Origin of the sequence: Actinomadura montaniterrae, from assembly GCF_008923365.1 — a bacterium.
GTDB lineage: Bacteria > Actinomycetota > Actinomycetes > Streptosporangiales > Streptosporangiaceae > Spirillospora > Spirillospora montaniterrae.
Genome location: NZ_WBMR01000231.1, coordinates 1 through 14366 on the forward strand (window position 1 = coordinate 1; position 14366 = coordinate 14366).

At 72.8% G+C, this 14366-nt stretch carries 8 protein-coding genes and 1 pseudogene; 5 read left to right on the top strand and 4 right to left on the bottom strand.

Annotation, left to right across the window (positions count from 1 at the left end):
* Nucleotides 1-636 precede the first annotated feature (636 nt).
* Nucleotides 637-3081, bottom strand: coding sequence for a transglycosylase domain-containing protein (locus F9B16_RS42325; RefSeq protein WP_151545905.1), 2445 nt, complete (start codon nt 3079-3081; stop codon nt 637-639).
* A 1357-nt stretch (nt 3082-4438) separates the two neighbouring features.
* A pseudogene (locus F9B16_RS42330) lies at nt 4439-4693 on the bottom strand (DUF5318 family protein); the annotation flags it as partial.
* A gap of 189 nt (nt 4694-4882) precedes the next feature.
* On the opposite strand from F9B16_RS42330, the gene F9B16_RS42335 reads away from it, so the two are divergent.
* The 4 genes from F9B16_RS42335 (at nt 4883) to F9B16_RS42350 (ending at nt 10104) form a co-directional block, all read left to right on the top strand.
* The gene (locus F9B16_RS42335; protein ID WP_151545906.1) at nt 4883-5503 is read left to right on the top strand and encodes a PadR family transcriptional regulator; all 621 of its coding nucleotides are present in this window, start codon (nt 4883-4885) and stop codon (nt 5501-5503) included.
* A gap of 112 nt (nt 5504-5615) precedes the next feature.
* Nucleotides 5616-6695, top strand: coding sequence for an inositol-3-phosphate synthase (locus tag F9B16_RS42340; RefSeq protein WP_151545907.1), 1080 nt, complete (start codon nt 5616-5618; stop codon nt 6693-6695).
* Nucleotides 6696-6886: 191 nt separating this feature from the next.
* Nucleotides 6887-8662 carry an ABC transporter substrate-binding protein gene (locus F9B16_RS42345; protein WP_151545908.1) on the top strand — a complete coding sequence of 592 codons (1776 nt, stop codon included), beginning with the start codon at nt 6887-6889 and terminating at the stop codon, nt 8660-8662.
* A gap of 119 nt (nt 8663-8781) precedes the next feature.
* Nucleotides 8782-10104 carry an MFS transporter gene (locus F9B16_RS42350; RefSeq protein ID WP_151545909.1) on the top strand — a complete coding sequence of 441 codons (1323 nt, stop codon included), beginning with the start codon at nt 8782-8784 and terminating at the stop codon, nt 10102-10104.
* 56 nt (nt 10105-10160) lie between these two features.
* On the opposite strand, the gene F9B16_RS42355 is transcribed toward F9B16_RS42350, so the two are convergent.
* Together F9B16_RS42355 and F9B16_RS42360 are read right to left on the bottom strand one after the other, a co-directional pair.
* Nucleotides 10161-11486 carry an adenosylmethionine--8-amino-7-oxononanoate transaminase gene (locus tag F9B16_RS42355; protein WP_151545910.1) on the bottom strand — a complete coding sequence of 442 codons (1326 nt, stop codon included), beginning with the start codon at nt 11484-11486 and terminating at the stop codon, nt 10161-10163.
* Nucleotides 11486-13018 carry a CCA tRNA nucleotidyltransferase gene (locus tag F9B16_RS42360; RefSeq protein ID WP_151545911.1) on the bottom strand — a complete coding sequence of 511 codons (1533 nt, stop codon included), beginning with the start codon at nt 13016-13018 and terminating at the stop codon, nt 11486-11488. The genes F9B16_RS42355 and F9B16_RS42360 overlap by 1 nt, the downstream gene beginning before the upstream one ends.
* Before the next feature lie 339 nt (nt 13019-13357).
* Between F9B16_RS42360 and F9B16_RS53170 the strand changes: the two genes are divergently transcribed.
* Nucleotides 13358-14116 carry an aminoacyl-tRNA deacylase gene (locus tag F9B16_RS53170; protein WP_225992431.1) on the top strand — a complete coding sequence of 253 codons (759 nt, stop codon included), beginning with the start codon at nt 13358-13360 and terminating at the stop codon, nt 14114-14116.
* The last annotated feature ends 250 nt before the right edge of the window (nt 14117-14366 follow it).

Consider the following 14366-nt stretch of genomic DNA (forward strand, 5'->3'; position numbering starts at 1 on the left):
CCCGGGCGTCGGCGCGCCCATCTGCGATCCGCGCGGCGCCCCCTGGGCTCCGCGCGGCATGCCCTGACCCCCGCGCGGCGCGCCCTGGGACATGCCCGGGGCGCCGGGGCGGGGGGAGCCCCTCCTGGGCGGGGGGCCCTCTCCGTATTCGGGTCCGTAACGGCTTGGGTTGCTCACGCGACCTCATCAACTGGGGTACGGCTTTGCGTCGTCCGAGCGTACTGCTCACCCGGAGGCGTGGGGGGCGGGGGAGGAACGATGCCGTCCCCCGTCCCGGACGAACGCACTGGAACGTGCCCGTTGGGTCCGGGATGTCCGGACCGGTGGCGGGCGGGGCCGGCCAGGCGGGACGACCAGCCCCGCCGTGGCTCGGCATGCCCCGCCGGATCCGGGTGCGCGATGCCCGCCACCGCGCCGCACGGCGTTACGCGGACATGGCTCATGTCACACCCCGATCCGTCGAGGGGTCTCTGGGCACGGCCGGGGCGGGCCGGGTCCCGCCTCCCTGCGGACGGGTCCCGGCCGTCGGCCATGAATACGTTCACGGACGCCCCTGCGGGTTCATCCGCGGCCGATCCGTCCGCGGCCGATCCATCCGCGGCCGGTCCGTCTGCGGCCGCCGCGCGCGCGGGCCGTTCATTCGGGCGGCCTCGTCAGCGGCAGCAGCGGCGCCACCGCCGCGCTGTTCGGCTGGTTGCCGCCGCGCTGCTTCCGGCACGCCGGGTCGCCCCGGTGGATCGTGCACCACCACTTCGGCGGCGGGTCGCTCGGCGGCTTGTTCGGGTCGCAGTCGGTCTGGAACGGCGTCTGGCACGGCTGCCCGTTCCCCTGGCCGTTCCCGTTGCCGTTGCCGTCGCCGTTGCAGCGCGGGTCGAACTTGCCGATCGGGCTGTTGCACCACGGCGGCCGGTCGTCGTGCTTCTTCTTCTTGGGCGGCAGCTTCGCCCACTTCTGCACGATGCCGCCGAACACCGGGTTCGGGAACGGCTCGATGTCCATGCCCCTGGTCGCCTGCGCCATGTACGAGCGCCAGATGCGCGCCGGGATCGTCCCGCCCTCGACCTCGCCGATCTGCGGCAGCACCACCGACTGCTTCTTCTTGTCCGGCCCGAGCTTGTCGTTGTACATCGTCACCGCGGTCGACACCTGCGGGACGAACCCGATGAACCACGACGAGACGTTCCGGTCGGTGGTCCCCGTCTTGCCGGCGGCGGGACGCCCGTCCGGCAGCGCCGCCGCCGTCGCCGTACCGCTCTTGATGACCTGCTGCAGCGCGTACGTCGCGTCCGCCGCCACCTTCGCGTCGAACACCCGGTGCGTCTCGAACTTCGGCTTCAGCCGCACGGTCCTGTTGTCGCTCTGCTTCACGACCCGGATCACGTGCGGCTGGTGGTAGACGCCGCCGTTCGCGAACGCCTGGTAGCCCGCCGCCTGCTCGATCGGCCGGATGTCGTTGACGCCCAGCGCCAGGTTCAGCTGGTGCTTGTAGCCCTCCAGCAGCGTGGACGCGACCCCGGCGTCCTCCGCCGTCTCGATCGTCTCCGGGACGCCCACCTTCGCGATGAGCTGGATGAACGCGGTGTTCACCGACTCCTTCAGCGCCGTGACGAGGTCGACGGCCGGCGCCACGTCATGGCTGTTCGGCACCGTCACCGAGTTCGGCGACCCCTTCGGCACGACGTTGCCGGTGGTGATGTCGATCGGGGTGTTCGACTTGCCCTCGACCATGCTCTTCAGGCTGTAGTTCTGCTTCAGCGCCGTCGCCAGCACGTACGGCTTCATCGCCGACCCCGCCTGCGCCGACCCGCTCCACACGTTGTCGAACGCCTGCTGCAGGTAGTCCGGACCGCCGTAGAACGCCACGACCTCGCCGTTCGCGGTGTTCACCGACACGAGCCCGACCCGGATGCCCTTCTTCGCGAGCTTCTTCGGGTTCACCTGCGGGACGGTGTGCTCGGCGGCCTTCTTCGCCATCGCCATCCGCTTGCGGTCGAACGTCGTGTAGACCCGCAGGCCCTTGGTCGTCAGCTCCTGCTGCTCGATGCCCTGCCGGCGCAGCTCCTCCTTCGCGCGCATCAGCATGTAGCCGCGCTGGCCGCCGTACAGCTGGTCGCCGGTGCCCGCGTCCTTCACCTTCGGGACGCGCTGCATGTACTTGTCGGCGTCGGCCTTCGACATCTTGCCCATCGAGACCATGCCCTTGAGCGTGTACTGGTACCGGCTGGTCACGTACGCCTTGTTGGCCTTGTCGGCCGGGTCCCGGTTCGCGTCCTGGATCATGCCGCCGAGCAGCGCCGCCTGGTCCGGCTTGAGCTGCCACACGTTGACGCCGAAGTACTCCCGCGACGCGGCCTGGATGCCGTAGGTGTCGCGGCCGAAGTAGATCGTGTTCAGGTACAGCTTGAGGATCTCGTCCTTGGACCGGCTCTTGTCCAGCTTCACCGCGATGAACAGCTCCTTGAACTTCCGGCTCATCGTCCGGTTGTTCGGGTCGGAGTAGTAGTTCTTCGCCAGCTGCTGCGTGATCGTCGAGCCGCCGCCGTGGCCGCCGGTCAGGTTCACCCACACCGCGCGCCCCGTGCCCTTGATCGAGAACCCGGGGTCGGTGCGGAAGCTCCGGTTCTCCGCCGCGAGCACCGCGTCCTGCACGAACGCCGGCACCTGCTTCAGCTCGACGCTCTGCCGCTTCTTGCCGATCCGGCCGATCTCGGTGCCGTCGGTGTAGTAGAAGATCGACGCCTGGTCCTCGACGCCCGCCACCGTCGGCTCCGCGGGCGTCGGCGTGTTCGCGTACGCCACCCCGATCATGGTGACGACGCCGGCGACGCCGAGCAGGAAGACCCCGGCCACGACCTTCCACGACGGGAGGAACCGCCGCCAGCCCGTGCTGCGGGACCGCAGGTGGTCGATGAAGCCCTTCTTCGGCGCGCGCCGTCCCGGCCCACCGGGGCCACCCGGGCCACCGGGTCCTCCTGGACCACCGGGGCCTCCCGGGCCGCCGGGCTTCCCGGGGCCGCCGGGCGCCCCGCCGCTGCGGAACTTGGCGAGCACCCCGCTGACCGCGCCGAGTGCGGCGGTCACGCCCGCGCCCACCGCGGCCCCCGCGCCGCCCGCAGCACCGGCACCACCGGGCCCACCCGGCCCGCCGGGGCCGCCGGGCATTCCGGGGGAGTTGAACCCGGCCGGCCCGCCGGGGCCGCCCTGCATCCCGAAACCGCCAGGACCGTTCGGCCCGCCGACGCCGCCCACCGCACCGGGACCACCCGGCCGACCGGGGCCTCCGGCACCCATCGGACTTCCCGGCCCACCCGGACCCATGGGACCACCCGGCCCCCCGGGACCGGCCGGAGCGCCGGGGCCACCAAGGCCGCCGGGACCGGCCGGGCCGCCCATACCGGCGGCGGGCGTCCCCGCACCGCCGGGGCCGGGCTGGCCGCCCGGGGCACCCGGACCGGCCGCGCCGCCAGGAGCAGGCGGGCCGCCGTGAGAACCCATCGGACCGCCGGGGACGCCCATTGGACTGCCTTGAGCACCCGAGCTCATCGGGTTGTTCGGAGCGCCCGGCACGGAGCCGGGCGTGCCCGGGGCTGGATGCGGCGAGACCGCGGCGCCGTGGAGGTCGGGCATGGTGAGCGGCCCGGGGTCGCCGCCCGCCGGGGGGCCAGCGTTGCCGGGAGGGGCACCGAGCGGACCGGACGCACCGGCGCCGGACGGCGGGGGACCGCCGAGCGGGTCCTGGCCGAGGGGATCCCCGGCGGGACCGGCGGACGGGCCGGGCGCGGGCGCGGCGGACCCGAAGGCCGGCCCCTGTCCCAGCGGGTCCCCGCCGTAGTCGTTGGAGGCGCTGCCCGAACCGGCGTTCTCCGCGCCGCCCGATGCGGCGCCCGTGCCGGTGCTGCCCATGAAGGACGAGCCGAGCGGGTCGTCCGGAAGGAAGGCGGCGCCGGGCTGAGGGCTCACCGGCGCGGACGGTCCGGACGGCCCGGACGGCGGGGGGCCGAAGACGGCGGTCGCGTCGAGTTTGATCCCCGAGGGGTCCACGGGCGGCGGCGGGGAGCCGAGGGGCCCCGGGCTCTGGCCGGGCGTGCCCGGCGGAGGCGGGGGCGTCGGACCGCCGGCGGCGGGGTCGGCGGCACGGCGCGGGGCGTCCGGGACCTCCGGTTCGCCGGTGCGGCCGAGACGGGGGATCTGGTGCCCGCCCGGCCCTGGCGACCCGGACTCCGGTCGGGGCTGGCTTGGATTACTCACGCGACCTCATCAACAGGGGACGACGACGGGCGGCGGGCCGTGCGCGCCGGAGGGGGCCCCGGTGCGGCGGCGGCTCGTGCGCCGTCCGAAGAGTACTGTGCGGGCTGGTGAGCGGGGGGAGCACGGTGTAGGGCAGGGAACCGTTCCCGCAGGTCGGACGCCCTCTCCTCGGCTGCTCCTCCTTATCCGGCTACCGCTGCGGGCGCTGCTCCCCGCGACCGAGGACGTAGGACACGGTCAGGTGGTTCCAGGCGCAACTTTGGCACACTTCCACCACATACACCCTGAATTCGCCGTATTCGCGGTCCATCCGGGCGAGCTCCGCGGCCGCCGCCGCCCGTCCGGCGGACCGGCCCAGCCCATCCCCGTACACGTAGGCGACGTGGGTGAGGCGCGCCCGCGCGCAGACCGGGCAAGGGGTCTCGGTGGGCTCGCCGTGGTGCCGGGCGGCTCGGACCCCGGCGTACGAGCAGGGTAAGCCGCGGGCCCGGAGCCCGGTAGATCACCGCGAAGGGCCCGTTTTCGGCGGGCGGCTTGCCAGGATGCGACCGGGTACGTATCTTTGCGATGTATCGAGCCGATACATTCACTCGATACATCGAACGGAGACATCGACTCTGCGGAGGGACTCGCCATGGCGGGCAAGAAGGGCGCGGGCGTGCTGGAGCTCGCCGTGCTCGGCCTGCTCCACGAGTCCCCGATGCACGGGTACGAGCTGCGCAAGCGGCTCAACACCCTGCTCGGCATGTTCCGCGCCTTCTCGTACGGGACCCTCTATCCGTGCCTCAAGCAGCTCCTCGCCAACGGGCTGATCGTCGAGGACCGGCCGGAGGAGCCGAACGCGACGCTGGCACTGCAGAGCCGCCGGTCGAAGATCGTCTACAAGCTCACCGCCGACGGCAAGGAGCGGCTCCAGAACCTCCTGACCGAGGCCGGTCCGGCGTCCTGGGAGGACGAGGGGTTCGGCGTGCACTTCGCCTTCTTCTCGCACACCCGCGCCGACGTCCGGCTGCGGATCCTCGAAGGCCGGCGCAGCCGGCTCGAGGAACGCCTGGAGGCCGTCCGCGCCGCCCTCGGCCGGACCCGGGAACGGGTCGACTCCTACACCCTGGAGCTGCAGAACCACGGGCTGGAGTCGGTCGAGCGCGAGGTCCGCTGGCTCAACGAGCTGATCGGGCGCGAGCGGGCCGAGCAGGAACAGCAAGCCAGATCTTTCGAAAGCAATAAGGACATGCCTCGGGACAAGGGCCGCTGAGGAGCGGCCCCACCTGGGACGGGTGAACTCCACCTCAGGTCCCGCCAGTGGTGGCGTTCGCCCTCCGGGGCGGGCGAGGATCGCAACCGCAAGAGAGTTAAGGAGCAATCGGATGGGTTCCGTGCGCGTAGCCATCGTGGGTGTGGGCAACTGCGCCTCTTCGCTCGTCCAGGGTGTCGAGTTCTACAAGGACGCGAGCCCCGAGACGCGGGTCCCCGGCCTCATGCACGTCCAGTTCGGCGACTACCACGTCGGCGACGTCGAGTTCGTCGCCGCGTTCGACGTGGACGCCAAGAAGGTCGGGATGGACCTGTCCGAGGCCATCCACGCCAGCGAGAACAACACCATCAAGTTCGCCGACGTCCCGCCGACCGGCGTGACCGTCCAGCGCGGCCACACCTTCGACGGCCTCGGCGAGTACTACCTCGACATCATCGAGGAGTCCGACGCCGAGCCGGTCGACGTCGTCCAGGCGCTGAAGGACGCGAAGGTCGATGTGCTGGTGTCGTACCTGCCGGTGGGCTCGGAGGAGGCCGACCGCTTCTACGCGCAGTGCGCCATCGACGCCAAGGTCGCGTTCGTGAACGCGCTGCCGGTGTTCATCGCCTCCGACCCCGAGTGGGCGCAGAAGTTCACCGACGCGGGCGTCCCGATCGTCGGCGACGACATCAAGTCGCAGGTCGGCGCCACCATCACGCACCGCGTCATGGCCAAGCTGTTCGAGGACCGCGGGGTCGAGTTGCTGCGCACGTACCAGCTCAACTTCGGCGGCAACATGGACTTCATGAACATGCTGGAGCGCAAGCGGCTCCAGTCCAAGAAGATCTCCAAGACGCAGTCGGTCACCTCGCAGATCCCGCACGAGATGGCGAAGGCCGACGTGCACATCGGCCCGTCCGACCACGTGCCGTGGCTGGACGACCGCAAGTGGGCCTACGTCCGCCTCGAGGGCAAGTCCTTCGGCGACACCCCGCTGAACCTGGAGTACAAGCTGGAGGTCTGGGACTCCCCGAACTCCGCCGGCGTCATCATCGACGCGGTCCGCGCCGCGAAGATCGCCAAGGACCGCGGCATCGGCGGCCCGATCCTGTCCGCCAGCAGCTACTTCATGAAGTCGCCGCCGGAGCAGTACAACGACGACCAGGCCCGCCAGGCCGTCGAGAAGTTCATCGCCGGCGAGGTCGACCGCTGACCCCCGCCTCGCGCTGAGAGTCTTGTCACAAAGCTCTCCCAGGACGCCCTGACAGTGGACATCCCGCTGTCAGGGCGTCCTTACTTCTCTACATAAAACGGTGATGTAGCGGCTCTTTGTCACGCTCTGGCCCTACTGTGACACCGCCGGTTATCGCACACCAGCTGCCGAGTGCCGGACTGGAGGACGAGATGGCGCGCGAGGTGATCAAGGTGACGGCGGGCATCGCCGGGCTCGCGGTCGGGCTGGCCGCGTGCGGCGGCGGGGGCGGGGGCGACGGCGCGTCCGCCGACGGCCCGCCCCGCGACGGCGAGACGCTCCGCATCGTCGGCTCGTCCGACGTCGAGCACCTGGACACCGCGTCCGTCGCCAGCGTCGGCGGGTACGGGCTCGTCCGCACGTTCGCGCGGACGCTGTTCTCCACCCGCGCGTCCAACGACTTCGCCGAGACGCTCCCGGTGCAGGCCGACGTCGCGGCGCGGCTGCCCAGCAAGGAGAACGGCGACGTCAGCAGGGACGGCCGCGGCTACACGATCCGGCTGCGCGACGGCGTCATGTGGAACTCCTCGCCGCCGCGGCCGGTGACCGCGCAGGACTTCGTCCGCGGGTTCCAGCGGCTGTGCAACCCGGCGTCGCCGTCCGCCGGCAAGGGCTACTACATCTCGACGATCAAGGGGATGGACGGGTTCTGCCGCGGCTTCGGCGGCGTGAACGCCAGGGACGCCCGGGCGATCGCCGCCTACCAGCGCGCCCACCCGATCGAGGGGGTCCGCGCGAAGGACGACCGGACGCTGGTGTTCCGGCTGAAGCGCCCGGCCAGCGACTTCCTCAACCTGCTGTCGCTGCCGTTCACGGCGGCGGCGCCGCGCGAGTACGACGCGTACGTGCCCGACAGCCCCGGCCTGCGGCAGCACATGATCTCGGACGGCCCGTACCAGATCGCCCAGTACCGTCCGGGGATCTCCTACCTGCTGACGCGGAACCCGGCCTGGCGGCAGGACGCCGACCCGATCCGGGAGCGGCACGTGGCGCGGATCCAGATCACCCTCGGCCAGGACTCGGCGGAGACGGTCCAGCAGCAGATCGAGCAGGGCGCCGCCGACCTCGCGTGGGACCAGCCCGTCCCGACGTCGGCGATCCCGCGGCTGCGCGACGACCCGCGGTTCGCGATCCGGGAGACCCCGAGCAACAGCCCGTACCTGGTGTTCAACCTGCACAGTCCGAACAACGGCGGGGCGCTCGGCGACCGGGCGGTGCGGCAGGCGCTGGAGTACGCGGTGGACCGCAGCGCCCTCATCAAGATCGTCGGGGGGCCGTCGGTGGCGCAGCCGCTGCACACCGTGATCCCGCCCGGCAACTCCGGGTACGCCGCGTCGAACCCGTACCCGACGCCGGACGAGTCCGGCGATCCGGGCAAGTGCCGGCAGCTCCTGGCGAAGACGGGCCACCGGAAGCTCACGCTGAAGTTCCCGTACCGCACCAACAGCGTCCACAAGCTCATCGCCCAGTCCATCGCGGAGAACCTCTCCGCGTGCGGCGTCGAGACCAGGCTCACCCCCGACACCGGCGGCTCGTTCTACTCCAGCACCATCGCGACGCCCGCGCGCGCCCGCGAGGGCCAGTGGGACATCGCCGCGCCCGGCTGGACGCCCGACTGGTACGGCAACAACGGCCGCTCGATCATCCAGCCGCTGTTCGACGGGCGCGGCTACGGGCAGAACTCCACCGACTACGGCGGCTACGACAATCCGCAGGTCAACGCGCTGATCGACGGTGCGCTCACCGCGCCGGACGCGGGCCGCGCGGCGGGGTACTGGCAGCGGGCCGACCAGCTGATCATGGCGGACGCGGCGATCGTCCCGCTGCTCGACCGCGCGCACACGATCTTCCGGTCGTCGCGCGTCCACGGCGCGCTGTTCGTCCCCACGGCCGCCGGTTACGACTACACCAGGCTGTGGCTGTCGTAGCGGCCGCCCTGTCGTAGCGGCCGCCGGAGGCTCCTGGGTCGCCGGCGGCTCGGCAAAGGACCGTTCCTGCCGCGCCGCGCCGGGGCCGCGGGGTGCCCGGCCCCGGGTACTTTGATCAGGTGAAAGCGGGTGAGCTGGGCGCGATCGTGCGGGGGCGGGACTTCCGCCGCCTGTACGCGACGCGCCTGACGTCCCAGCTCACCGACGGCGTCTTCCAGGTCGCGCTGGCCGGCTACGTGTTCTTCTCGCCGGAGCGGCAGGCGACGGCGGGCAAGGCCGCGGCGGCGTTCGCGGTGACGCTGCTGCCGTACTCGGCGCTCGGGCCGTTCGCCGGGGTGTTCATCGACCGGTGGCAGCGGCGGCAGATCCTCGTGTGGACGCCGGTGCTGCGGGCGATGGTCGTGCTGGTCGTCGCGGCGCTGGTGGCGAGCGGGCGCGACGGCGCCGGCTTCTTCCTGGCCGTGCTGGTGGTGCTCGGCGTCAACCGGTTCTTCCTGTCGGCGCTGTCGGCGGCGCTGCCGCACGTGGTGCGGCGCGAGCAGCTGGTGACGGCGAACGCGTTCTCGGTGACGAGCGGGACGGTGATCGCGTTCGTCGGGGGCGGCGCCGGCTACCTGCTGCGCGCGCTGTTCGGCGGCGGGGAGCGGGGGACGGCGCTGATCCTCGCGGCGGGCGCGGGCATGTACCTGGCCGCCGGGGCGATCGCGACGCTGCTGCCGCGCGGGCTGCTCGGCCCCTACCCGGCGGAGGCGGAGGCGCTCGCGGGCCGCGGCCCCGGCCGGGACGCGCCGGGCGTGCGGGACGCGCTCGCCGCGGTGCTGTCCGGCCTGGCGGACGGGGCGCGGCACATCGCGGGACGGCGGCAGGCGGCGCTGGCGCTCGGCGCGATCTCGTTCCACCGGTTCGTGTACGGGATCATCCTGATGATGACGCTGCTGCTGTGCCGCGGCCACTTCTCCGACGACGCCGACGAGGGGCTGGCGACGCTGGCGCTGATGCTGGGCGTGTCGGGGGCGGGGTACTTCGCGGCGGCGCTCGTGACGCCGCCGGTGGTGCGGCGGATCAGCAAGCAGGCGTGGATCGCGCTGCTGCTGGCCGCCGCGGCGGCGGGGATGCTGCTGCTCGGCCTGCCGTTCTCCGAGACGGCGTGGACGGCGGGCGCGTTCGGGCTCGGCGTCGTGTCGCAGGGCGTGAAGCTGTGCGTCGACACGACGCTGCAGGAGACGATCGACGACGCGTACCGGGGCCGCGTGTTCTCGGTGTACGACATGCTGTTCAACACGACGTTCGCGGCGGCCGCGGCGCTCGCCGCGACGTGGCTGCCGCCAGATGGCGTCGCGTCGATGACGCTGGTCGCGGTGGTCGTCGCGTACGCGGCGGGCGCGGCCGCGTTCTGGACGGCCTCCGTCCGCACCCCAAAGCCCGTCCCCCTCCGGGACTAGCCTCCGGGACCAGCCTCCGGGACTAGCCTCCGGGACCAGGCGATGCCGGGGTCGGCCTAGGCGGACGGCTGGAGGGACTCGGCGATCGCGTGGAGGGCCGAGCCGATGTGGGCGACCTCGTCCTCGGTGCACACGTACGGCGGCATCGTGTAGATCAGCTTCCCGAACGGGCGGAGCCACACGCCGTGCGCCGTCGCGAGGTCCTGGACGGCGGCCATGTCGACGGGTTCGCGGGCCTCGACCACGCCGATCGCGCCGAGGACCCGGACGTCGGCGACCCCCGGCAGCTCCTCGGCGCCGGAGAGTTCGCTGGTCAGGACGGCCTCGATGGTGTCGACTTCGGTCCGCCAGTCGCGCGACAGCAGCAGGTCGATGGACGCGGACGCGACCGCGGCGGCGAGCGGGTTCGCCATGAACGTCGGCCCGTGCATGAGCGCGCCCGCCGAGCCGGACGTGATGCCGTGCGCGACGCGGTCCGTGCACAGGGTCGCGGCCATCGTCATGTACCCGCCGGTCAGGGCCTTGCCGACGGACATGATGTCGGGGACGACCTCGGCGTGGTCGCAGCCCCACAGCTCGCCGGTGCGGCCGAACCCGGTGGCGATCTCGTCCAGGACCAGCAGCAGGCCGTGCTCGTCGGCGATGTCGCGGAGGGCCCGCAGGTACTCGGGGGCGTAGAAGCGCATGCCGCCGGCGCCCTGGACGATCGGCTCGGCGATGATCCCGGCGAGCTCGTGGACGTGCTCGGCGGCGAGCTTCGCGACCTCGTCGATGTAGGCCTGGTCGGGGTCGGCGGTGTAGCCGAGCGGCGGCACCGGCGCGAACACGTGCCGCGCGAGGACGTCGCTGAACTCCCGGTGCATGCCGTTGAAGGGGTCGGCGACCGCCATGTCGCCGAAGGTGTCGCCGTGGTAGCCGCCGCGGACGGTCAGCAGCCGGCGCCGCTCCGGGCGCCCCTGCGACCGCCAGTACTGCATCGCCATCTTGATCGCGACCTCGACGGCGACGGAGCCGGAGTCGGCGAAGAACACCTTGGTCAGCGGCTCGGGCGTCAGCTCGACGAGGCGCTCGGCGAGCCGCACGGCGGGCGGGTGGGTGAGCCCGCCGAACATGACGTGCGCCATCTTGCCGAGCTGCCCGGTGACGGCGGCGTTCAGCTTCGGGTGGTTGTAGCCGTGGATCGCCGCCCACCACGACGACATCCCGTCGATCAGCTCGGTGCCGTCGGCGAGGGTGAGCCGGACGCCGTCCGCGGACACGACGGGCAGGGCGGGCGCCGTCGCGGGCATCGGCGCGTACGGGTGCCAGATGTGGTCGCGGTCGAACGCGAGCATCCGCTCGGTCTCGGCGGGGCTCATCCGGCCCAGCTGCAGCGGGATCATCACGACTCCGACCCGGTCGGCCCGGGGGGTGTGGGGGGTCGTCCCCCCTCGGGGGATTCGCCGTCCTCGGGCTCGATCCCCTCCTCGGCGGCCCAGCGGCGCAGCTCCCGCTCGGCGGCCTCCTTGCCGATCATGCCCTGGTCGAGGCGCAGCTCGAGGAGGAACTTGTAGGCCCTGCCGACGAGCGGGCCCGGCCGGATGCCGAGGATCGCCTGGATCTCGTTGCCGTCCAGCTCCGGCCGGATCGCGGCGAGCTCCTCCTCCTCGGCGAGCCGCTCGATCCGCGCCTCCAGGTCGTCGTAGGTGCGGCGGAGCCGGTCGGCCTTGCGCTTGTTGCGGGTGGTGCAGTCGGCGCGGGTCAGCTTGTGCAGCCGGGTGAGCAGCGGACCGGCGTCCCGGACGTACCGGCGGACGGCCGAGTCCGTCCACTCGCCGGTGCCGTAGCCGTGGAACCGCAGGTGCAGCTCGACCAGGCGCGACGCGTCGGCGACGACGTCCTTCGGGTAGCGCAGCGCGGTCAGCCGCTTGCGGGTCATCTTCGCGCCGACGACCTCGTGGTGGTGGAACGACACCCGGCCCCCGGCCTCGAACCGGCGGGTCCGCGGCTTGCCGATGTCGTGCAGCAGTGCCGCGAGCCGCAGGACCAGGTCGGGCCCCTCCTTCTCCTGCGCGATCGCCTGCTCCAGCACGATCAGCGAGTGCTCGTAGACGTCCTTGTGCCGGTGGTGCTCGTCGATCTCGAGCCGCAGCTTCGGCAGCTCCGGCAGGACGTGCGCGGCGAGGCCGGTGTCGACCAGGAGCGCGAGGCCCTCCCGCGGGTACCGCCCGCAGATCAGCTTGGACAGCTCGTCGCGCACCCGCTCGGCGGAGACGATCTCGATCCGCCCCGCCATGTCCTTCATCGCCTGGACGACGTCGGGCGCGACGGTGAAGCCGAGCTGCGCGGCGAACCGGGCGGCCCGCATCATCCGCAGCGGGTCGTCGCTGAACGAGTCCTCCGGCCTGCCGGGCGTCCGCAGCACCTTGCGCTGCAGGTCGGTGAGGCCGCCGAACGGGTCGACGAACTCGTACCCGGGCAGCCGCGCGGCCATCGCGTTCACCGCGAAGTCGCGGCGCCGCAGGTCCTCGACGAGGGACGTGCCGTACGACACCTCCGGCTTGCGGGACTTCGGGTCGTAGGACTCGCTGCGGTAGGTGGTGATCTCCAGCTCGTGGCCGTCCTTGCGGAGCCCGACCGTGCCGAACTCGATGCCGATCGTCCAGACGTTGTCGGCCCAGCCGTCGATGATCTCCAGGATCTTCTGCGGCGGCGCGTCGGTGGTCAGGTCGACGTCCTTGGACGGGCGGCGCAGCAGCGCGTCCCGGACGGGCCCGCCGACCAGCGCCAGCTCGTGCCCGGCGGCGGCGAACCGCTCGCCGAGCCCGTCGGCGACCGGCGCTATCCGGCGCAGCAGCTCCGCGATCGCGGTCCTGCGGCGCGCCGCGGCGCTGGGGTTCTCGTTGTCGTCGGGCACCTGGTCGAGCACGGCCATCGAGCGTATTTCCTTGGTGAGCGGGCTGACAAAGGACTTTCGGCGGGCGCGGGCCCTTCACACGGCGTCGGCCCCGGGTTACGTTCTGGGCACCCCGATGCCGCCGGCGCGACCGCCGGTGAGCCTCCCGTACGCACCACGGTAGCGGGATCCCCAGGCGGTACGGTCCGCCGCACCTGCGGCGCAGGCGCATCGGGAGGCTTCACCTGCCGTTCGGCGAGTGTTGATCGGAGCACCTCGGGTATGTGGGGTGATTCCCCGCAGAGTGCAACGTACGGGGGCACAGGGAGACCGACACGGGGCTGTGCGGGGCGTCGCCCCGCGGGACGGAGCCAGATCATGAAGGACGCGCTCACCCTCCACCGCGCGCTGCTCGAATGGGAGGCCGTGCACGAGATCGTGCGGCTGCCCATCGGCATCGCCCACGCCGACGAGCTGCCGAAGGCGCTCGGCCTCCCGGCGGACCGGTGCCTGGTGACGCGCGTCTTCGCCTGCGACGACTCCGACCCCGGCGGCCCGCCCCTCGGCGATCTCGAGTACGGCTATCCGCCGCACGCCGACCCTGCCCGTGGCCCGGCCAGTGACGACGCTGCCCGTGACGACGCGGCCCGCGAGGCCCTGGCGCGCGACGCGCCGGGGCGCGACGACGCGGCGCACGACGCGCCGGCGCACGACGACTTCGACTGCGGCGGCGCGCGTCCCGGCCGGTGCTTCCTGACGGGCGTGATCGTCCGGGCGGGGGACCGGCCGCCCGGCGAGGCGGTCCGCCGCGCCATGGGCGCCCGGCGGGTCGGGCCCGCCCGCGCCGACCTGGTCAACGCCGTCACCGAGTACGCGGCCGGGCTGGTCTGCCCGCTGCTGCTGCCGGAGTCGATGCCGCTGCTGATCGACCAGCGGCTGGTGGACGGCCCGCCCGGCCCGGACGTCGTCTACACCCCGACCGGCGAGCCGTCCACCGCGCTCGGCATCCGCGGCCATGACCTCGCCGCGTTGTGCCAGGCCAAGCCGGTCGACCTGGCCGCCGTGCCGGGCGTCCCGGCGCCCGCGGCGCGCGGCGGGCGGCCGAACACGCCGGGACGGCGCCATCCGGTGGGCTGATCCGCCGCGGAAGTCCGGCGCCCGGCCGGTCCCGACTACCATCGGGGCCGTGGTGCGGGAAAACGACGTCCGCCCCGAGGCGGACCCGGCGCCGGGCGGCCATCGGGCGGACCGGCCGGCGGACCGGCTGGCGGACGAGGCGTGACGGCGGGCACGGCGTGAGAGCGGTCAGACGCGCGGTGACGCTGGCCGCTCTGCTGCCCTGGCTCGCGGTGGGGGCCGGCCCGGCCCTCGCCGCCGCGCCCGGCAC